The sequence below is a fragment of the Chitinophaga sp. genome, assembly GCF_035538455.1.
GTDB lineage: Bacteria > Bacteroidota > Bacteroidia > Chitinophagales > Chitinophagaceae > Chitinophaga.
The window spans coordinates 1-21,080 of the sequence record NZ_DATLKJ010000245.1 but is presented as its reverse complement, the minus strand read 5'-3'; the positions used below and the strand labels follow the sequence as shown (position 1 = coordinate 21,080).

Below are 21,080 nucleotides of genomic sequence, written 5' to 3'. Positions count from 1 at the left end.
AATTCGGTATATCCCGCGTAATTAATTATTTACAGATCTTAAAAGGAAGATATAGAATGGAACCTCAATAACTAAACCTTTAAATGCTTATATTGGGTTTCTAAAAAAAATGTGGTCAACATGTTAAAAGATCTGTTTCAGTCCCCTGATTATTTTAATGTAGATGGTTTGTTAACGGAAGAACACCTGTTAATCCGCGATACTGTAAGACAGTGGGTAAAAAAAGAAATTTCACCGATTATTGAAGACTGCTGCCAACGGGCAACCTTTCCCTCACACATTATTGACAGCCTTGGAGAACTTGGATGTTTTGGTCCTACCGTTCCCGTAGAATACGGCGGCGGCGGGCTGGATTATATTGCTTACGGCCTCATGATGCAAGAGCTGGAGCGCGGCGATAGTGGCATCCGTTCCACGGCGTCTGTACAAGGCTCGCTGGTGATGTTTCCTATTTTCACTTTCGGCAGTGAAGCACAGAAGAAAAAGTACCTGCCAAAACTGGCCACAGGAGAATGGATGGGATGTTTCGGGTTAACGGAACCCGATCATGGTTCCAACCCGGCCGACATGATTACCAATTACCGTGAAGACGGAGATCATGTTATTCTCAACGGTGCAAAAATGTGGATATCCAATGCGCCCTTTGCGGATATTGCGGTAGTATGGGCCAAAGACCCGTCAGGAGATATTCGCGGCGTGATTGTAGAACGCGGAATGGAAGGCTTTTCTACTCCGGAAACAAAAGGAAAGTGGAGCCTCAGGGCCAGCGCTACCGGTGAGCTGGTTTTCGATAATGTGAAAGTGCCTAAAGAAAATATCCTGCCCGGAGTAAAAGGGCTGAAAGGACCGCTTTCCTGCCTTTCCTCTGCACGTTATGGCATTGCCTGGGGTGTAATCGGCGCAGCGATGGATTGCTATGATACAGCCTTACGATATGCAAAAGAGAGGATACAATTTGGCCGTCCTATTGCAGGTTTCCAGCTCACACAGAAGAAGCTGGCCGAAATGATCACAGAGATCACCAAAGCGCAGCTGATGAACTGGCGGCTGGGGGTATTGAAAAATGAAGGAAAAGCAACGCCGGCACAGATCTCTATGGCTAAAAGGAATTCCTGCGAAATAGCCACCAAAATAGCCCGCGATGCGCGCTCTATTCTCGGTGGAATGGGCATTACCGGAGAGTTCCCCGTGATGCGGCATATGATGAACCTGGAAAGCGTGCTGACCTATGAAGGCACCCATGAAATTCATCTGCTCATCACCGGCATGGATGTCACCGGACTCGACGCATTTAAATAAATGCACTTTTTGAAAAGTATGCTGATTAATGAAATCTATTTTCCTGCTGCCGGCACTGTTTATCACCATGACCATTGCTGCGCAGCAACCTGAGAAACTGAAGCTGGTAGCCTGTGAAGGTAAAGCGCAGGGTACCTACTATATCGTTAAGTATTTGTCTGAAGATACCACGTCTCTTCAGGGCCGCATTGATTCTGTATTCCGCGTTATTGACCAGTCATTGTCGCTGTATAAGCCAGGATCTCTTATCAACACGTTCAACACCACCGGTAAAGTGCGCATGGATGAACATATGCAGGCCGTGGTAAGAAAGGCACTATTTACCAGTAAAGCTACCAGCGGGCTTTTCGATATTACAGTAAAGCCGTTGGTATACCTGTGGGGCTTTGGTGTTACCAAACCTTCCTACAAGGGGATTCCACCGGCTGATAGTATCCGGAAAGCATTAGCGTATACTGGTTACCGTTATCTCCGCATAAAAGGAACGGAGCTTACTGCTGCAAAGAAAGGCGTAGAGATAGATTGTAACGGTATTGCACAAGGTTATACGGTGGACGTATTGGGGAAATTCCTGGAGCGGCAGGGGATCACAAATTACCTGGTGGACGTGGGCGGAGAGCTGTGCGCCAAAGGACATAACGCACGTGGGCAGGTGTGGAGCATCGGCATTGAAAGACCTTCACCCGGAGATACCACATACGAACCCGTACAGGGACTAGTAAGGTTACCTGATAAAGGTATTGCTACCAGTGGAAATTACCGCCGCTTTTTTGATCAGGGTAAAACACGTTTTGCACATACCATACATCCGCTTACAGGAGAAGCCCTGCACAACAATATTATCAGTGTTACGGTAATTGCAGCAGACTGCTTTACAGCAGATGCTTTTGATAACCCGCTCATCCTGATGGGGGTGGAAAAGGGGCTGGCTTTTATTGCACAGCATCCGGAATACGGGCTGGAAGCGGTTTACATCTACAAGGCAGCTGATGGCACCATAAAAGAGGCTTTCAGCAAAGGATTCAAAAAATATATGGAACAATAAAAATCCCGTTCTGTAAACACAGAACGGGATATCCTTCACTCTTTATCGTTCATAGAATATGGAACGGTATCATTAATTCAGGTGGAACTTAATCCCGATATTTCCCTGAATGGAATTGTAACTGGTGATTTCCTGGTATTTGTAGGGAGCATAGTTGTAACGTACGCTCGCATTCAGCATTACCGGAGAATATTTTCCGAAAGGCACGTTGATGCCTATTTCCGGGCTTACCATAAACTGCCAGCTGTTATTCTTCTCTACAAATTCTCCCCAGTATTTTTCGTAGTTCATGTTAGCTGCACCAATGCCCAGGTTACCGTAAGGAATGACAGCTGAACCGGCCTTGGTGAATGCATAGCCTACTGTGGCCTGAATGGGAATGACCTGAAGTGTGCGTGACTGTACAGCAGATACGTCTCCTTGCTTGTCAGGATACACGGCACGGGGCAATCTTTCATAATAATCCTGAAAACCTGTACGAAGGCCAACAGAGAGGCGGTCGTTCAACATGTATTGGAGCCCTGCATTCCAGCCACGGAAACTGGTTTTATCACTGTAATCTTTCAGTGAGCCCAATGGCTGTGCAATGGAATAATTCAGTTCAAATGAAAGCGGCGGACGACTTTGTGCAGATACAGCCTGTGCAGCCACACATCCTGCCAAAATCAATATCCAGTTTTTTATCTTTTTCATCTTCCTATCAATTTAAAATTTTCGAAAATCAACATTACTTGTTCCTGGTCAGGTATGGAGACTGTGCAAAAGAAGCCTGTACCATGGTATCCACATTGTTGATGTTCCATACGCCAGTGCCGCGCCAGAGAGAGTTCCATACGGCAACGAACTTGTCGTTTTTCGGATTCTTCAGATCAAACAAATCGATGGCTGTCTGCTTTTCATTCACTTGGTATACTACATAATAGTCAGGCCACCACCAGCCGCCGCCTGGGTATCCCCAGTAACCAGGATCCCAGTAGCCAGGACCGCTCCACCATCCCGGATTCCAGGATACGTTGGTAAACGAGTTGTCGATGCGGGTGAGATTTATACCCAAATCAGGTTTGGCGGATTTATCCACGAGCGTGTAGCCGCGCTGTTGCATGGCAGCTTTCACAGAGGCAATCAGCTGTTTGTCATAGTCTGTAAGCGCTTTCTTGGCAGCATCGTTCCTGTTGCTTAATACTACAACTGAGTCAACAATGCTGAAAGTGTTATAAGAATTGAAATTGGCGTTATTGTCGTGGTTGGTGATATAGATCCGGGACTCTTCATCGGTCATATCCTTCAACGGATCCTTGCGGCAGCCGCTGAATGACATGGCTGCAATGACCGCAGCGATAGTACCCAATAATAACATTGTTCTTTTCATATCCTTGCGTATTAATTTTAAAAAATGGTTCCCCGTTGCAGGTTAACAGCATATTCCGTGTCGTTGTTAACGAAGGCCGGCTGACACGTGCTGAAAGATTTCCGTTTCCTTTAACGTTCAACGCATTAGATGCCCAGATGTTACAATTCGTTTACTCTTCAAGTGTTAAGGTAATCCTAAAATGAATGGGCGTATTTCATTAATATAAAACAAAAAATAGCGCATGAGACTGGCTATGGGGATAGAATATATAGGAGATAAATACGAAATGAGAATTCACATCATCGGCTTCCGGATCTGTCATTTCCGGAAGCCGATGATGTAAAAAGAATTTAATTAAAGTATTATTCAGGAAGTCTTGAGCGTTCGTGTAGTCCTTACTGTTAGTAATCAGACCAGGACCTGTTTATCTATCAGCTCACTTTTCAGTTGATCAGGATGGTTGAAGAGAATACTGTCAATACCGTATTCTTCAGCGGCGGTTACGTTACGGAGATTATCGTCAATGAAAAGTGCGTCTTCAGCAGCTATCTGATAACGATCGAGGAGCAGCTGGTAGAACGAATGAAAAGGCTTGCGCAGTTTCTCTCTGCCTGATACCACGATACCGTCAAACCATTGGAGAAAAGGGAATTCAACGAGTGCCAACGGAAATGTTTCATTAGACCAGTTCGTGAGGGCGTAGAGTTTATAGCGACGACTTTCTTTCAGCTGTTGCAGGATTTGTACGGATTCATCTATCTGTCCTCTCAGCATTTCTTTCCAACGGCCGTAGTAAGCGCGGATCTGGGCTTCATGCTGTGGATGCCGCGCAATCAGCAGTTCTGTACCATCTTGCAGGCTTCTGCCTGCATCCTGTTCTTCATTCCAGTCAGACGTACAGATATGCTGGAGAAAGTGTTCTGACTCCTCTTCTGTGGAGAATATTTTGCGGTACAGGTATCTTGGATTCCAATCTATCAATACTGACCCCAGGTCAAAAATAATCGCGTTATATTCCTTGCTTTGCTGGTTTTTCATAGATCGAAAATAAGAAACCTATTGATATTTTAATAAATTTAATATGACTTAATCAGTCAATTCATCTGCTGCATCTTCGAGCAGCTTAAGGTCAACGGAGTCGCTGCCGGCGATGCCTTCGATAGAGCCTTTGATATGGGCGGCATTGAGCAGCACTTTCTCCAGTTGTTTTTCACGGGCCTTCCATAGTTTCTCCATAGCCTCCCGTTCGCGTTGAATAGAGATTCTCATGGCCTGGAAGCCTTCACGGATGGCTTTCCATTGCTCTGCAAATTCGCCGCTGGTGAGGTAGGAGTAGAGCATCTGCATCTTATCGCCTTTGTTCTCCTGAGAGCGCAGACTGCCGGCTATCCTGATGATGCCGTCCCGCAGCACGTAGGCGAGTGACTTCACTTCGGCGAAGGTGCATATCCATATGCCCTCTTTTTCGCCGAAGCGGTCCATATCTCTCGGCATCGTCTGCGTAACGAGAATGGCTACATCTACGCCCTGGCTGCGCATATCGGCCTTGAGTTTTTCCACCCAGTCTTTAACGAATTCTTTAGTGCGCTTGCTCTCATAAATGATGCGGCCGCATTCCTGGCCAAACTGGTTACGCACCAGTTGGATGCAGTCTGCGCCACGTATGCCTTTGCCCACGGGCGTAACCTCATCGAATGGAAAGGTTATGCGTAGCATTTCTTCGAGCACCAGCTCCTGCACTTCACCCTGCAACTGGGTAGAACCCTGTTCTGCACGACGTTTCATCTCTTCGGCCAACTTGCGCTGATCTTCGAGTTGTTTTTCCAGCTCACGCATGCGCAGCTGATGCTCCGTATCTTTAAGGATGTTGCGGTCGGTTTCTTCCTTGCGGATCTGCTCTGCCAGTTCGCTTCTGGCGATGAGTAGCTTCTTTTGCAGATCTATTTCCAGCTCCTGCTCACGGTTTTTCAGCTCCTGTTCTTTGCGGAGAAATTCCAGTTCCTGCTGGCGGGCTTCTTTCAGCTTGCTTTCTTTTTCCTCATTGGCTTCCCGTAAAAGAGCGAGTTGGTTATCATAATCTGCCAGGATGCTTTTGCGTAGCTCTTCCGTCAGGCTTTCCTGCATGATCTTTTTTTCTTCCTGCACTCGTTGGAGAATCTCTACTTCCTGTTGCTGGCGGAGGGTTTCAATCTGCTGACGCTCCTGCGCCATTTTATTTTTTTCTGAGATCAGGGAGTTTTTTTCAGCCTGTAAAGCATCAAGGCGCCTGCGCCATTCCGACTCCATCTTCCCCCTCATTTCTTTTTCTATGTCTGCCGCAAAAGCATCTTCCATCACGAACTGATGCCTGCAACTCGGACAGGTGATTGATGTTCCCATAGTATCTGTAAAAAATTAAGTAAAGATAGGATTTACCGGGATGATGGCAGCAGAATAAAAAAGGAAGGATGTTGCTCCTTCCTATCTGACGTGGCACAAACAATAGTTAGATAATGCTAAGCGATAGGATAGCGGATAAGCTATTGGGGGTAACACTACAAAATTGAGAAAGAGGTATTAGCCCTGTGTTAAGCCTCCGTTACAAAATTGTTAAGCCTGTAACCGGACAACTGACAGCAGTTGTCCGGGCTGAAAGATGGATCAGGGGCAGGCGACGCAGGGTTTATTGGGCGCCGGGCTTGTTTCAATGCACACGGTGATCTGCGTTGGGCAGATCCGGGCTGTGATACCACCTAATACGCTGTTTTGCTGTTCGGCATTTAATTCGGCAATAATAGCCTTCTGCAGGACAAGCTTCCTGTCCAGATTAACGGTTTTCTTTTTCATGAATTGTGGATTTTGATTAACAAATGAAGAGGGTACAGATTCGGGCAAGCATCGTGTGACACAGGATTTTCTACGATTCTAAATTTCCTGAATATCGGGATGATAACCAAACGTATGGGGGAAAATAATTATGACCTGATAACTTGCGGCGATGCATGTGCCTATTTCCCCGATTAAACAAAAGCAGTATGTTTGTTTCAAAAAAAAGATGTCATGAGCACTAAAAAAGTAACCTGGCTTGCACGGGCCGTCATTTGTTGCGTCCTTGCAACTACAGCATGTAAAAAATCAGATAAAGGCGCCTCCCCTCAGCCTGCGCCGGAACCTGTAACAAAGGTGGGCGGTACTGTAGCCACCAATCTTAATGAAAGCCTGATACTACAGCTTGTAAACGATGTAAGAACGAAAGGTTGTGATTGCGGTGCCGCAAAAATGCCGCCGGTGCCGCCGCTGAGATGGAGCGACAGCCTCGCGGCCGTAGCCCTGGCCCATTCTGTGGATATGGACAGAGATAACTATTTTGATCACATCGATAAAACCGGTAATGATCCTGGGCAACGGGCTACGCAGGCGGGCTATGCATGGCGGGCTGTTGGTGAAAATATTGCCAGAGGCCAGAGAACAGAAGCAGAGGTTGTGAATGCATGGCTGAAAAGCCCTGGCCACTGTACCAACTTAATGGAGGCGGGCTTCAAAGAAATGGGGGTGGCACGCACCAAGGACCAGAATACCTGGACCCAGTTATTTGGAACAAGGAAATAAGCTTTGTGATAAAGTAAAGAAGACGTCCCGCTCTGCGTGTATTATGCAAGGCGGGACGGTGTTTTTAAGGCATAAAATTGATATTGATTATCAGCTATTTGGGCTGGAGGCAAGATAAGAAACGGGTGTTCCCTATGAAAAACTACCACGCTGTAACACCGATCAGTGCTGGAACACAGGAGGATACGTGGACTTGATGCGGAGATGACCCGGTTTTGATGGGTAGCGGGGTGGGGGGAGATGCATCGCGCCAAACAGCAATAACGATATTTTAGGGTTCGCTGATGGTAGGCTATGCACAAAAAAAAACGGGAAAGTTGTGTCTTACAACTTTCCCATTTGTGTGCGAAGGAAGAGATTCGAACTCTCAAGCCCTTTCAGGCACTACCACCTCAAAGTAGCGCGTCTACCAATTTCGCCACCTTCGCATTGGGTAGATCGGGGTGCAAAAATAATGGCTTTTTTAAAAAAAGCAAATTTATTTATCTGTATTTCTTTTTTACTGCATTATTTACGCAAAAGAATGCGGAAGGTGGTGCCTTTATTTACCTCTGATGATTTGATATAGAGGCGGCCTTTGTGGTACTCTTCTATGATGCGCCGTGAGAGAGACAGTCCAAGTCCCCATCCGCGCTTTTTCGTGCTGAATCCGGGTTTGAAGACTTTATCGAAGTTAATTTTGGAGATACCTTTGCCAGTATCGGATACATCGATCGTAATAAAAGTGGGATGATTTTCTATGTTGATATCTATTTGTCCGGTGCCTTCCATCGCGTCCAGTGCGTTTTTTAACAAGTTTTCCACAACCCAGTCGAAGAGCGGTGGAGAGATCATTGCAGGCAGTTCTGTTTCTTTTGTGTGCATGTTGAAACGTACGCGTTGGGGCGCCCGTTTGCGGATGTATGTAACCATGCTTTCCACTTGTTGGATAATATCTTTTTCTTCTAATTGCGGTACGCTTCCGATCTTGGAAAAGCGGTCTGTGATGAGTTTCAGGCGGTCTACATCTTTGCCGAGTTCATTCACGATGGTGGTGTTGGCCTCATTTTCTTTCAGCAGTTCCAGCCATGCTTCCATCGAGGATAGCGGTGTACCTAGCTGGTGGGCGGTTTCTTTGGCAAGGCCAACCCATACCTGGTTCTGTGTGGCCCTGTTGGTACTGGATAGTGCAAAGAGTACAATGCCGATGAAAAGCGCTACTACTATCAGCTGTATGTAAGGGTAGTAGCGTATCTGGCGGAGAATCAGCGAGTCGCCGTAATAGATATAGTTATGAAGTTTTTGCTTTGCATCCACTTCCATAATAAGAGGCGGATGTTGTTTTTTAAACCGGGCCAGTGATTCCTGCAGGTAGGCAGGATTTTGTGCAACCCGCATGGAATCAAGGTTGCGGCTGTCGCGGATGTGCCCCTCTTCATCTGTGAGGATGAGCGGGATGGTGGTGTTAGTGGTGATGATCTGTATAGCCAGATTCAGGTTAGCGTCGGAGCCGGTGCGCAACAGTTCGCGGTTGGCTTCTACCCATGTGGCTACTTTTTTCCGCTCTTCTTCCTGAATTTTTCTCGACAGGTTACTGACAAACCATATAGTAGTCACGATGATGAGTACTGCTATGGCGGCCAGAACAAACTTCCATCCAATAAACTGTTTAAACATACTTCTAATTTAAGCCATATTCGGCTTCCCCGTTCCTGAAATTTGATTAGCAAATATTAATTTCCTTTGTTGCATATTTGCATCACTTTAAATTATTATTCACGCATAAACGTAATATCAGTTGCCCGTATTGCCATCAGTAGCAGTTGTTATTTTAAATTGGAACGGAAAGGCTTTTCTTGAGAAATTCCTGCCTTCGGTGTGTCAATCTACATACGGTAACCTGCAGCTGGTACTGGCAGACAACGCGTCTACAGACGACAGTGTGGCCTTTGTGCAGCAACACTATCCACAGATCAGGATTATCAGGAACCCGCAGAATGATGGCTTTGCCGGCGGGTATAATGACGCCCTGCAACATGTACAGGCGGATATTTATGTACTGCTGAATCAGGATGTGGAAGTGGAGGCAGGATGGATAGAGCCGGTGATCAATATGATGCAGGAAGATCCCAATATCGCTGCCTGTCAGCCTAAGATGCGGGCTTACTACCAGCAGGACGAGTTTGAATATGCAGGGGCAGCTGGCGGTTGGATGGATTACCTGGGATATACTTTCTGCCGTGGGCGCATACTTTATACCACGGAAAAGGACAATGGCCAGTACGATGATCCGCAGGACATCTTTTGGGCCACAGGCGCTGCGCTCTTTATACGTTCGGCCTGTTTTCATGAAGTGGGTGGCTTTGACCGCGATTTCTTTGCACATATGGAGGAAGTGGACCTTTGCTGGCGATTGAAACGCGCAGGCTACAGGATCTGCTACTGCCCGGACTCCAGGGTATTTCACGTGGGAGGTGGAAGCCTGCCGCAGGGAAACCCCCGGAAATTGTACCTCAATTTCCGCAACAACCTCATGATGCTCTGGAAGAACCTGCATAGCGAAGACCGCTGGATTGTGCTCTCGCAGCGCTTCTTCCTGGATATACTTGCCGGTGTCAAGAGCCTGGTAGCGCGCAAGCCCAAAGATATGGCGGCTATCTACCGTGCTTATAAAGACTATTACCGCTGGCGCCGCAATTATGTACGGAAGGATAACCTTCCGGAAAAGAAGCTGCTGAAGATGAGCGGCGTTTTTCACGGGATTATGATCTGGCGTTATTATTTCCTCCGGCGGAAGAAATTCTCTGATCTGATTTAGAATTATGCTGATTTAATCAAAAAATCAAAAATCACTGAATCAATTAATCCAAAATATTTATTAGGTTTGCACCGGAAATAATCTGAATATGGAAAATAATACAGTAGAAAATAAGAATGACATTACCCTTGACAAGGTATCCCGCTCACGCTTTACATTTTACCTGGGACTGTTTTGCCTGCTGGTGTTCGTTTTAGGCGGTTGCTACAACCTCTACAAACACAAATACGCTGGTAAACCTGATGTGGTAGTTCCTGAGAATACGCTGTATAGTCCCAAGTATAAATAATCCGGCTTTTTGCCTTTACATAATTATCCAACCTCTCCCGGTTACGGGGGAGGTTTTTTGTTTTTGCCCTGCCTGTACCACTCTTCCATTCCGCATTGCGTAAATTAAATTCCGGATACGATTAGCTTATCAATGCATTTGCAGTGATTTTTGTATTGCAGATATGATAACTACAGCAACGACTATACAGAAGAACAGGCCGGTAAAGAAGAAAGGAAAATCCATGCTCCGCAGAGTAATCGACTGGCTGCACCTATGGCTGGGCCTTGCTTCCGGGATCATTGTGCTGATCGTCAGCATAACCGGATGCCTGTTTGTGTTCCAGAAAGAGATCAATGAGATGTATTATCACCGGCAGCTGTTTGTGACGCCACCGGCTCAGCAGGCACCGCTGCCGATAAGCGTGCTGAAGAAACGTGCCGAACAGGTGCTGGGCCCCAATAAGCCGCTGCTCAATATCACCACCTGGAAACAGCCTGACCGTGCCTGGGAATTTATGACCTATAAAGGTAATGATACTGCTCTTACCTATTTCGGGGCTGTGGAATACTACGAGTCTGTGATGATCAATCCTTATACCGGGGAGGTGACGGGTGTGCTGGATTATAAGCACAATTTCTTTTCTATCGTAAAATCCATTCACTGGAGTCTCTTGCTGAATACGCCTTACGGACAACCGGTTATAGGGTGGGGTACTTTCATTTTTGTGATCCTGCTTATTACGGGGTTGGTGATGTGGTGGCCGAAACGCTGGACCAAAGCGGCCAGGGAACAGTCATTCAAGATCAAGTGGAAGGCAAGTATCAAACGGGTGAACTATGATATGCATAACGTGCTGGGCTTCTATAGCTTGCTGATAGCACTGGTGATTGCGCTTACAGGGATGGTTTGGGCCTTCAAATGGTTTGAATCAACTGTATATGTGGTTGCTTCAGGAAGCACAACGCCTCCTGATGTTAAAAGGCCGGTATCTGTGAAAACAACTGCACCGGTGAGTGCCGATCCGTTGGATGTTGCGTTCCGGGCGGCTTTGCCGGTACTGAAAGATGCGAAGCGGATTTTCGTATATCCGGCAACGTTTCCTGAAGGCGTACATGTAATCGGTGGACTGAAGGGTAAGGAAACTTACTATGGAGCTGATGAGCTGCAGTTTGATCAATATACCGGAAAGCTACTGGGGAGGCGGAACGACAGCCATAAGAACCGCGGCGAAAAGCTGATTGAAATGAACTATGATATACATGTTGGGGCTATTGGTGGACTACCTGGAAAAATAATTGCTTTCATTGTAAGTATTATCTGCGCATCCTTACCTGTGACGGGTTTCTACATATGGTGGGGAAAGAAGAAAAAGAAAAGTTTTGCAAAAGGTTGAAAAAAAATTTTGTGTTTTCAGTCCGTTTACTATCTTTGCAATCCCAACGAAAAACGCCACACGGCAAAGCAAACAAAAAATTGCTTATTTTGTTGGAAAGATCTTAAAGACAAAGTTCTTAATACCCGCGGAAGTAGCTCATTTGGTAGAGCACGACCTTGCCAAGGTCGGGGTGGCCGGTTCGAGCCCGGTCTTCCGCTCCAGTCCGGACGATCAGTGATGATCTCCAATACAAAGTTCTTATTACCTCTGCGGAAGTAGCTCATTTGGTAGAGCACGACCTTGCCAAGGTCGGGGTGGCCGGTTCGAGCCCGGTCTTCCGCTCCAAAGCCTGACTGATAGATTCAGTCAGGCTTTTTTATTTGTAACCGGTGCTCCCGGCTAGTAGTTGCCACTGGCGCCGCCTCCGCCACCGGTGCCACCACCAAAGGTTACGTCAGGAGGTGTTGGTGTTACAGGAGTATAAGTTTGAGCAATCACCAGCGATTCCACATTTAATTTATCTGCCAGTAAAGCTTCATCAGTTTCTTCATAAGTAAAGCCCTGTCTGGGTGTACGCAGGTAACGGATCAGCAGCCATGCTCCGCCGGTAAGCAGGATACCGCCCAGCACCATTACATCTTCCAATGGCAGTATATGATGATAATAGCGGATCGTAAACACAATGGCCGCAATTAACAGCAGGCCTGTACGCAGTAATACTACGTCTTTCCGCCTGATACCAGCCCATATATATGCCAGCGGAATACCGCCTGAAAAGATCCAGAAGAACCATCCGGCAGGGATGTCCTGTCCAGGTTGCAGCTCTGTCCCCAGGAGCGCCTGGCCGCCTTCTCTTACTACGAAGTAGTTACCGGACATATATAGGGTTACAAGTGATAACACTTCCACTACGATCAGACAGTTTTTATAATGCCTGCATATATGCAGTGATGTAAGGCGCTTTGCAACGAAGTATACGCCAGCTGAAAACAGCATAACGGCAAAAGGCACAACGGTACTGGATCCCAGCCCCGTTTGAATGATGGTATATACCATCAGCATGACCAAGGAGAGATACGATATGCCTGCTAAGATCATATCCGCAAAACGGAGTGTAGCCATACCCGTTAGTACCGCCGCGATGAGATAAAGTGCGGCTGGCGACATATGGGATTCGAAGCCAATGGTAATGCCAATCAGCAGGAGGGCTACCCACAGCAGCGCATCATCTATGCCGGCATGATAGTAATGGTTGCTTCTCACCAGTACTTCCAGTGCGATATAGGAACATATACCTACGGCGAGGAGCATGCCTCTGATAGCACTTTCCGAACTGCTAGCGCCCATTAGCAGGAAAAGCCCAAGCGCAGCCAGCAGGATGATGACGGTGAGTATAAACAATCCTATTCTGATCACCGGATTAGGGGTATAAAAGTTAACAGGATAGGCTTGTCCAACAGCGGTGGCTTCTTCTGTGGTTATAAGTTGTCTGCGTAATGCAGCTGCTGTCTGTTCTTTAACAGCAAGGTTATCCAGCGTCTGTTTATTGTAAGCGATCATGTTTGATTTTTTTATTAAGGTTAACGAGTAATACTGCTACAACCGGGGCTGATACTACGAGATACAGGAAGAAAGAAACGACCCAGTCTGTGTTGGATATCAGTCTGAACAGGAAGATGGTGAAACCCACGTAGAGATAAAGTACCGTGATAAGCAAGAAGTAGAAGGATTGTTCCCCGATGGCTTTTTTATAGATAAGATAACCAATACCAAGCATCAGCAGAAACCATAGTACGGAAGCTTCTCCGTTGGAACACATGGCAGCAATGCAGGCCACAAAAAAGAGGTGTGCGCCAAAATTTTCATATGTGAAGGCGAAGTGTGTTTTGAAATGCTGTTTGACGGAGAGCAGGCCGGCGGCCAGCAGGGCCAGACCCAGGAGCATACCGGTATAGATAAGTTGGTTGCTGCTGAAATTACCGCTGTTGAGTAGTTGAAAGGGTGTGATGGTAACACCCAGCCAGGCGGCAAGATTGGTAATAGCCATAGACAGGACGCCGATATGATCGAAGTAGTAGGCACTGAAAAACAGTACTACCAGCGGAACGAAGACTGCAAGTCCATAAGCAGTGCCGAATGCGCTGTATTGGTATTGCAGGTAGCCGATGAAAGTAACGAAGGTGAGACAACCCAACAATAGGATATAATCGAAAAAGGTGTTAGGCTGTGTTACCTTATTCCGGGAAAAAGGAGCATGTTGCTTTATGCAATACCAGAAGGAGCCGGCGCAGATAAGCGCCAGGAATGCCAGTATGGCCTGATGCCCTATTGTATCGATGTTTTCGTATACCAGTATGCCAAGGCCGCCGCTCAGCAGTAATACACCGAGGTATAGCAGGGTTTTAATCTCCCAGTGCAGCGAAAAGAGCCGGGTGGTTCCGGCATGGCTGATTTTAGTAAGGGAATCGCTGTTGATGAGTCCTTCGCGGTGTAATTTTTCAAACAATTGTGTATCCATATCAAGGTTAAAGGGAGCAATTTAAGTAAAAGTATGTGTTGCTTACATATTACGGATTTTAAAGTACAGCCCGCTGTCTTTTATTGGTAGTATTATGTTTCACGAAAATATTTCTTTCTGATATTTATCTGTACAACGTTTTAGGTATTGTTTTATTTCATATATGATTGTTTCACGGTTTTCTCCCTGATTATTCGTATCTTCGTGGTATGAAACAGGCTTGACAAGGTATTTTCATACCAGTGGCGCTATCTTATAACAACTTCCCTTTTGCATAAGATACTTTCCCTTTAGTACTCTACTACGAAGAAATAATGTGTATAAACTGAATGATGACATGAAGGACTTCAAAATTATTGACAACAAGGAAGCCAGGCAGTTCGAGGCGCATATTGCGGGACAGCTGGCAAAGGTTATTTATGAGCGGAACGGCAGCCGTATATTCCTGACTGGAGCGGAAGTGCCTCCCACACTGGAAAAGCAGGGTGTTACGCCGGTATTGCTGGGTAAGGTGATGGAAGAAATTGCTTCACAGAATATCCGGATGGTACCATCCAGCAGAAAAGTAGCAGATTTTGTGCGCAGTAACCCGAAGTGGAAAACACTGCTGGCGCATGGTCTGCATATATAACCAACAACTTAAGGGGTTAGCTTTTAATGATCTACAAGGCAGATGTTTACCACATCAGGACTAGAATGGCGGAGCGTGAAATAATAAAACATCTTTCCAGGTAAGTATTAAAAGCTAACTCCTGTAAGCTGATCCCTACTCTTTCACTCCCACGCATTTCTGGAGTTACCAATCACAAGCGTATAACCCTTTCTGTTAGTGACGCTTTCAGATTTCTTTATTCTGTATATCGGTGAGTACATTTATCGGATGTGCTGCCGGACAAATGGTGCATGTGTGTATCAGTGTTAATTCCTGACAATGATAGGCGTTTAAATGTGAAATATTTTTTAATACTTATATAATATAGTGTTAAAATGATAACTTCGTATGGGAAACCTGCCGTACCTGTAACTAGAAAAAATAGCTGCCCGGATAGGGGTAAATACTCCTACAGGTGTCGTTTTATAAAATGTTCAATTGGCAGAAGCAATTATATTTGATTTCAGTTATCAAAACCTCAGCATGGAGTTTAATCATCCAGGTGATACCTCATTACTGGAAAAGGAACACACACTAACATTTGAACAGGCTTTTAAAACTCATTTTAAAGGCTTACATGCATACGCACATACTATTCTGAAAGATGAGGTAATGGCAGAGGAGATGGTGCAGAATGTGTTCTGCAAGTTGTGGGAGAAGTCGGGCGATATCCGTATCAAGCAATCTGTTTCGGGCTACCTGTACAGGGCAGTATATCATGAGAGCATCAACTACCTGCGGCACCAGAAGGTGAAAGCAGCCCACCAGGCGCACTCACAATACCAGATGAACAATGACCGCAACATGGGAAATACTTCCGGTAAAGTAATGCTGAAAGACCTGCAGGAAAAGCTGGACAAGGCTTTGCAGGAGCTGCCAGAGAAATGCAGGACCGTTTTTCAGCTGAGCCGCTTTGAAGAACTGAAATACCAGGAAATAGCTGACCGCCTTGACATTTCCATCAAAACAGTAGAAAACCAAATGGGTAAAGCATTGCGCCTGCTCCGTCAACAACTGGTTGACTTCTTACCTCTGATTATTGTATTAATTGCTACATCCTTAAACCTGTACAAGTGAAAAAGCGTATTGATCATATAAATGATGACCTCCTGGTAAAATATCTGCTGGGAATCACAGACGAAAGTGAGAAGGCAGGCGTAGAGGAGTGGCTGGCTGAAAACAAGGAACATCAGCGCTACTTAGACCATTTCAGACTTATATGGGAGGAAAGCCGGAAGCTGGCTGCAGTGACTACCGTGAATGAAGATGATGCCTGGAAACGATTCCAGCAGCGTGTTGGCGCTGATGTACAAACATCCGGCGCACGCATTATCAAACCCGGTATTTCCACCTGGCGCCGCGATCTTCGCATAGCGGCCACGTTGATTGTCCTGTTTGGTGCGGGTTGCTTCTGGTACATATCCCAATTGGGCCAGACTGCCAAACATACCATCTATTCGCAGGCGGAAGTAAAGCTGGACACCTTACCTGATGGCTCTTTCGTTACACTCAACAAGCAATCTTCCATTACCTATCCGGTTAGTTTCGAAAGGGAACGCCGTGTGCAACTGAAAGGAGAAGCCTTCTTTAACATTGCACAGGACCCGGGTAAACCCTTTGTTATCAGGGTAAACGATGTAACGGTAAAGGTGCTTGGTACCTCTTTCAACATCAAAAGCGTCAATGGGTCCACTGAGGTGATTGTGGAGTCGGGAGCTGTTGAAGTGACCAAGAAGAGCAACAGCGTAAAACTACAACAGTATGAGAAGGCTGTAGTGACCGAGAATGAGGATGCGCCTGTGAAGCAGCGCAACACAGATGAACTGTACAACTACTATCGCACCCAAACCTTTGTATGTAACAACACACCACTCTGGAAACTGGTGGATATACTCAACGAAGCCTACGGCGTGGATATTGTCATTGCTAATAACAGTAAGCGCGATATGCCTATCAGCGTTACCTTCGCTAACAGCTCGCTGGACAGTACACTTAAGATCATCGGACTGACTTTCGATATCAGCATAGAAAAAAACGGATCACAAATCACATTGAAATAATACCTGCCTAATTGTTATGTCGTTGCTCAGAATATTGTTTACTGTTTTTATCTCAGGTATTTTTTCACTGAACGTTGCGGCACAAAGCCTGTTGAACAGGACTGTAACGCTGGATGCAAAGCAGCGGCCTCTTTCAGAGGTGCTGAATATCATCAGCAAGCAAGGGAACTTTTATTTTTCTTATATCAGTAATATTCTTCCGCAGGACAGCATCGTAAGTATATCGGTACGGAAGAAAACAGTGCGGCAGGTACTGGACCTTCTATTCGCCGGGGATTATATGTATAAGGAATCCGGTAATTATATCATCCTGTTAAAAAAGTCGTCGGGGCAGACCTACTATCTGATCAGCGGAACGGTCTCGGACAGGAAGACCGGTATGCGAGTCGCGAATGCCAGCGTATATGAACGACAGCAACTCATCTCCACACTTACGAATAACGATGGATACTTCAGGCTGCGGTTAAGGGACAAATACCCTACCGCAGCCATCAGCGTTAGTAAGGACCTGTATCTCGATACCTCGCTGGTATTGAATCCTGTGCAGGACCAGGAGGTGGTGCTGAGCATCACACCCGTATCTTACCAGTTGAAGACTGTGGAGATAACGAGCCGTCACCAGGTAGAGAAAACCTGGTTCGGACGCGCGTTGTTATCGTCCCGTCAGAAAATGCAGAGTCTTAACCTCGCTTCCTTTTTTGCTGACAAGCCTTACCAGATGTCGCTGACTCCTGGTCTGGGTACGCATGGGCGTATGGGGGCGCAGGTGGTCAATAAGCTGTCTTTCAATCTCCTTGGCGGCTATACAGCTGGTGTGGACGGTGTGGAAATAGGTTCTGCATTCAATATCGTGAAGCACGATATGCAACATGTGCAGCTAGCCGGCGTGCTCAATGTAGTGGGTGGAAAAACAAAGGGTGTGCAGGTGGCGGGTGTGCATAACAATGTGCTTGATTCCCTGAAAGGTGTGCAGATCGCGGGTGTGAGCAACAATGTGGAAGGCAGCCAGCTAGGTGTGCAGATGGCCGGTGTATGGAACCATATACACGGAAATGCAGAAGGACTTCAGGCGCAGGGCGTGGCAGGTCTTGTAAGCGGAGATATGGATGGCTGGCAGGTTTCAGGTATAGGCTCTATCGCAGAAAAGAATATGAGGGGCTTGCAGGTCGCGGGCATCTTCAATGAAGCGAAAGACTCCGCACATGGTGCTCAGCTTACAGCTGTTGGAAATTTCGGTGGTGAAGTGGAAGGATTCCAGGGAGCTGGTGTGCTCAACGTTGCGAGAAAATCCCTTGATGGCGTACAGATTGCTGCAGGCCTCAATGTCAACAAGAAACATACGGATGGTTTTCAGGGCTCAGGTATATTCAATTATACAGCCGGAGATCTGGACGGAGGGCAGGTTACCCTTGGTGGTAACATCGTAAAACGCAAAGTAAGCGGCTTTCAGCTGGGGGGCTTGTTCAACTATGCGCATCACCTGAAGGGTGTACAGATTGGTATCGTGAATATTGCTGATACATCGGAAGGGTATAGTGTAGGATTGATAAATATTGTCAGGAGAGGATTCAAGCGAGTGTCTGTTTACAGCAATGATCTGCAGCCGGTTAATATCGCCTGGAAGACAGGTAGGGAGAGGCTTTACAGCATCCTCCTGGTAGGATACGATCCTTCTTCACTGAATACTTCTTATTCAATAGGCTATGGTATAGGTACAGAGATACCTATCAGGAAACGGCTGTTCATTGCTGCGGAATTCACCAGCGAGTCATTATATCAGCGTGCGTGGGACGGCTCCTCAACCGTTCTGAGAGTACATCCCCTGCTGCATTACAGGCTGGGAAGAAAAATTTCTATTTTTGCGGGCCCTTCTTTTGTGGTACAAGTACATGATATGCTGAAGCCTAAAGAAGGCTATCATGTGAATCCTCCCGGAAGTAATTATCCTTCATTTAATATCGGCAAAGAGGCCACTGGCTGGCTTGGCTGGCAGGCAGGCATTAGTATTTTCTGATTTTATTTTTTGCAAATAGGGGTAAGTAATTATTGAGGTGTCGGTATACTGTACGAAAATAATTATACCGACATGAAAACAATCAGGCTACATATTTTATTTCTGATCGCCCTGTGTTGCTCTACTGTAAAGACTTTTGCACAAACGCAATTATCCAGTCCCGCACATATCGGGTTGATATATCCGATAAGTTCCAATGGAAAAAATGCAGCGCAGTATACAAATCATTTCTCTCTGCATGTGTTGATGGGGCTTTCCCGCGCTGAAACAAGCGCCGCTATCGCAGGCATTTCCAATATCATAAAGATGAAAGCAACCGGAGCGCAGGTAGCAGGTTTCTCCAATCATATTGGCGCTACGTATCGCAGTGCTACTGTCGCCGGTTTTATGAACCAGGTGAAACAGCGTGCAGAAGGCTCGATGGTAGCAGGTTTCATGAACTATGCAGGAATGATGAAAGGTGTACAGGTTGCAGGCTTCGGCAACTTTACCAAAGGCAATGTAACAGATGGTGCGCAGGTAGCAGGTTTCATCAATACGGCGGACAGCTCAGTGATACAGGCGGCCGGCTTCATGAATACGAGCAATAACAGCGATGTGCAGATTGCAGGATTTATGAACCGATCAAAGGATGTAAGAGTACAGATAGGCGGCTTTATGAATGTTGCCCGAAAGGTTAAGGGCGTACAGGTAGGATTCCTCAATATTTCGGATAGCAGTGATTGTCCTATTGGCGCAGTGAATATTGTGAAGGGCGGAGAGAAACAGGTGAGCATCAGTATTGATGAAACGGCCACCACTATTGCATCATTCAAATCAGGCGGAAAGGTAACTTATGGTATTCTGGGTGTTGGTGTCAATGCCAAAGGTAAGAATACGTTGTACGCAATGCTTGCCGGCATTGGCGTGCATTTCCCCTTGTTGTCGCACTTCAGGCTGAACATGGAAACCACCAACCTTGTGCTCACTGACTTCAAAAAAGGTATCTACAGTAAACAGACATTTGCGGTTTATCCGGCCTACCGCTTTGGCCGTAAACTGGAAGTATATGGCGGACCTACCGTAAACTATGTACAGATGAGAGATGGAGTAGGAGAAGATATTCACAGCCAGTATATGTTCTCCCGTACCAGAAATAACAACAAATTTGAGGGCTGGTATGTAGGTGTGTCTGCGGGCGTGCAATACCGTTTATAACTGTAGCCTTTGATATACTAACGGAGTGCTGTTATTGGAGGGAACCTTCGGGCAGGTTACCTTACAATGTACAGGCTCCGTTTTTAAATTACCCCCTCTGAATCAAGTTGTCAAGAAATAAATGAATGAAGAAGGTAGAAGAAGATGCCTTACCTTTGGAAAGAATAAGAGCTTAGATTTGTTAACCGTATAGCCTAGCTTTAAGTACCAATTTTTAACCCTTTAACCCTTTAACCCTTCAAACCTTCTTTATGAAAATTCTAAATCTACTGACTTTAGTTAGCTTGTTTATTTTTGTTTCATGCAGAAAAAATGTCAGCGAAAAAGCAGAAACTAATATTAGTATGAAATCCTTGGATCATGATAGGGAAATGACGGACTTTGCGAAGGTCCTCGCAAAATCTCTGACAGATATAAATGTCCGCAGTCTGATCAAGCAAGAAGCAGAAAAAATGTTTGATAAAGATTATGATGTATTATACGGACTTGCCAAAGATCTTCCAGATGTGACAGGTAAGACATTGAATGAGCAAATTGTAAAATTTTCGAACAATCCTTCACAGTTTAATTCAATAGTTAATCAATTACCGTTATTAACAATATATGTCCCTGTTTTAGACAACTTTGATGCAAAAAAATGGAATATTGATGGCCAGATACCTATAGTTGCTGTTCGTAATACTGAAGATAGGAAAAATGGAAAGCCTTTATTAGCCTATGACGCTGATGGGAATGAGATTAAATTAGATTATAAGGTAAAGCCTGACCGGCCGATCATTGTAATTAAAGACAACGAAAGAGTAATCAAAAAAAGTACGGAAGTAAAAAATAATCTTAATGCAAGAGGGAACGAGGTTACACCAGTTAAAATTAAAGATGATTATTATTTTGCAGATGAAAGTTACAACGGTTA

The 21,080-nt window shown here is 45.8% G+C and carries 20 protein-coding genes and 3 tRNA genes; 14 read left to right on the top strand and 9 right to left on the bottom strand.

The window, feature by feature from the left end; translation table 11 throughout:
* Positions 1-120 precede the first annotated feature (120 nt).
* Positions 121-1,299, top strand: coding sequence for an acyl-CoA dehydrogenase family protein (locus VM802_RS28640; protein WP_325537261.1), 1,179 nt, complete (start codon positions 121-123; stop codon positions 1,297-1,299).
* A gap of 28 nt (positions 1,300-1,327) precedes the next feature.
* Positions 1,328-2,344, top strand: coding sequence for an FAD:protein FMN transferase (locus tag VM802_RS28635; protein WP_325537259.1), 1,017 nt, complete (start codon positions 1,328-1,330; stop codon positions 2,342-2,344).
* Between the two features lie 72 nt (positions 2,345-2,416).
* On the opposite strand, the gene VM802_RS28630 is transcribed toward VM802_RS28635, so the two are convergent.
* From VM802_RS28630 to VM802_RS28610, 5 genes are all read right to left on the bottom strand, one after another.
* The gene (locus VM802_RS28630) at positions 2,417-3,037 is read right to left on the bottom strand and encodes an outer membrane beta-barrel protein (protein ID WP_325537257.1); all 621 of its coding nucleotides are present in this window, start codon (positions 3,035-3,037) and stop codon (positions 2,417-2,419) included.
* A 34-nt stretch (positions 3,038-3,071) separates the two neighbouring features.
* Positions 3,072-3,713: a DUF4136 domain-containing protein gene (locus VM802_RS28625; RefSeq protein WP_325537254.1), complete on the bottom strand. Its 642-nt coding sequence runs from the start codon at positions 3,711-3,713 to the stop codon at positions 3,072-3,074.
* Positions 3,714-4,103: 390 nt separating this feature from the next.
* Positions 4,104-4,733, bottom strand: a complete 630-nt coding sequence (locus VM802_RS28620) for an HAD family hydrolase (protein ID WP_325537252.1) — start codon at positions 4,731-4,733, stop codon at positions 4,104-4,106.
* 48 nt (positions 4,734-4,781) lie between these two features.
* Positions 4,782-6,074: a DUF2130 domain-containing protein gene (locus tag VM802_RS28615; protein WP_325537250.1), complete on the bottom strand. Its 1,293-nt coding sequence runs from the start codon at positions 6,072-6,074 to the stop codon at positions 4,782-4,784.
* Positions 6,075-6,335: 261 nt separating this feature from the next.
* Positions 6,336-6,521 (bottom strand): class I lanthipeptide, encoded by a 186-nt coding sequence (locus VM802_RS28610; protein ID WP_325537248.1) that lies wholly within the window; start codon positions 6,519-6,521, stop codon positions 6,336-6,338.
* A gap of 213 nt (positions 6,522-6,734) precedes the next feature.
* Here VM802_RS28610 and VM802_RS28605 point away from each other — a divergent pair, with 213 nt between their 5' ends.
* A complete protein-coding gene (locus VM802_RS28605; RefSeq protein ID WP_325537246.1) occupies positions 6,735-7,283 on the top strand; it encodes a CAP domain-containing protein in 549 nt (182 codons plus the stop codon).
* A gap of 344 nt (positions 7,284-7,627) precedes the next feature.
* Here the strand turns inward: VM802_RS28605 and VM802_RS28600 are convergent.
* Positions 7,628-7,711: transfer RNA gene (locus VM802_RS28600), tRNA-Leu, on the bottom strand.
* A gap of 79 nt (positions 7,712-7,790) precedes the next feature.
* Positions 7,791-8,939 (bottom strand): sensor histidine kinase, encoded by a 1,149-nt coding sequence (locus tag VM802_RS28595; RefSeq protein ID WP_325537244.1) that lies wholly within the window; start codon positions 8,937-8,939, stop codon positions 7,791-7,793.
* Between the two features lie 121 nt (positions 8,940-9,060).
* On the opposite strand from VM802_RS28595, the gene VM802_RS28590 reads away from it, so the two are divergent.
* The 5 genes from VM802_RS28590 (at position 9,061) to VM802_RS28570 (ending at position 12,071) form a co-directional block, all read left to right on the top strand.
* On the top strand, positions 9,061-10,080 hold the full coding sequence (locus VM802_RS28590; RefSeq protein ID WP_325537242.1) for a glycosyltransferase family 2 protein: 1,020 nt from the start codon (positions 9,061-9,063) through the stop codon (positions 10,078-10,080).
* An 88-nt stretch (positions 10,081-10,168) separates the two neighbouring features.
* A complete protein-coding gene (locus VM802_RS28585) occupies positions 10,169-10,369 on the top strand; it encodes a hypothetical protein (protein WP_325537240.1) in 201 nt (66 codons plus the stop codon).
* A gap of 163 nt (positions 10,370-10,532) precedes the next feature.
* Positions 10,533-11,744 (top strand): PepSY-associated TM helix domain-containing protein, encoded by a 1,212-nt coding sequence (locus tag VM802_RS28580; protein ID WP_325537238.1) that lies wholly within the window; start codon positions 10,533-10,535, stop codon positions 11,742-11,744.
* A gap of 127 nt (positions 11,745-11,871) precedes the next feature.
* Positions 11,872-11,947, top strand: a tRNA-Gly gene (locus VM802_RS28575).
* A gap of 48 nt (positions 11,948-11,995) precedes the next feature.
* A tRNA-Gly gene (locus VM802_RS28570) sits at positions 11,996-12,071 on the top strand.
* A 54-nt stretch (positions 12,072-12,125) separates the two neighbouring features.
* Here the strand turns inward: VM802_RS28570 and VM802_RS28565 are convergent.
* Positions 12,126-13,286 (bottom strand): hypothetical protein, encoded by a 1,161-nt coding sequence (locus VM802_RS28565; protein WP_325537236.1) that lies wholly within the window; start codon positions 13,284-13,286, stop codon positions 12,126-12,128.
* Positions 13,270-14,244 carry a DUF2157 domain-containing protein gene (locus VM802_RS28560; RefSeq protein WP_325537234.1) on the bottom strand — a complete coding sequence of 325 codons (975 nt, stop codon included), beginning with the start codon at positions 14,242-14,244 and terminating at the stop codon, positions 13,270-13,272. The genes VM802_RS28565 and VM802_RS28560 overlap by 17 nt, the downstream gene beginning before the upstream one ends.
* A 337-nt stretch (positions 14,245-14,581) precedes the next feature.
* Between VM802_RS28560 and VM802_RS28555 the strand changes: the two genes are divergently transcribed.
* From VM802_RS28555 to VM802_RS28530, 6 genes are all read left to right on the top strand, one after another.
* Positions 14,582-14,875: a GNAT family N-acetyltransferase gene (locus VM802_RS28555; protein ID WP_325537232.1), complete on the top strand. Its 294-nt coding sequence runs from the start codon at positions 14,582-14,584 to the stop codon at positions 14,873-14,875.
* 504 nt (positions 14,876-15,379) lie between these two features.
* Positions 15,380-15,973 carry an RNA polymerase sigma-70 factor gene (locus tag VM802_RS28550; RefSeq protein WP_325537230.1) on the top strand — a complete coding sequence of 198 codons (594 nt, stop codon included), beginning with the start codon at positions 15,380-15,382 and terminating at the stop codon, positions 15,971-15,973.
* Positions 15,970-16,956, top strand: coding sequence for a FecR domain-containing protein (locus tag VM802_RS28545; protein WP_325537228.1), 987 nt, complete (start codon positions 15,970-15,972; stop codon positions 16,954-16,956). Before VM802_RS28550 ends, VM802_RS28545 begins: the two co-directional genes overlap by 4 nt.
* A gap of 16 nt (positions 16,957-16,972) precedes the next feature.
* Complete coding sequence (locus tag VM802_RS28540; RefSeq protein ID WP_325537226.1) at positions 16,973-18,970, top strand: STN and carboxypeptidase regulatory-like domain-containing protein; 1,998 nt, start codon at positions 16,973-16,975, stop codon at positions 18,968-18,970.
* 72 nt (positions 18,971-19,042) lie between these two features.
* Positions 19,043-20,167 carry a hypothetical protein gene (locus tag VM802_RS28535; protein WP_325537224.1) on the top strand — a complete coding sequence of 375 codons (1,125 nt, stop codon included), beginning with the start codon at positions 19,043-19,045 and terminating at the stop codon, positions 20,165-20,167.
* A 251-nt stretch (positions 20,168-20,418) separates the two neighbouring features.
* Positions 20,419-21,080 (top strand): hypothetical protein (locus VM802_RS28530; protein WP_325537222.1); only part of this gene is annotated, 662 nt, incomplete at its 3' end.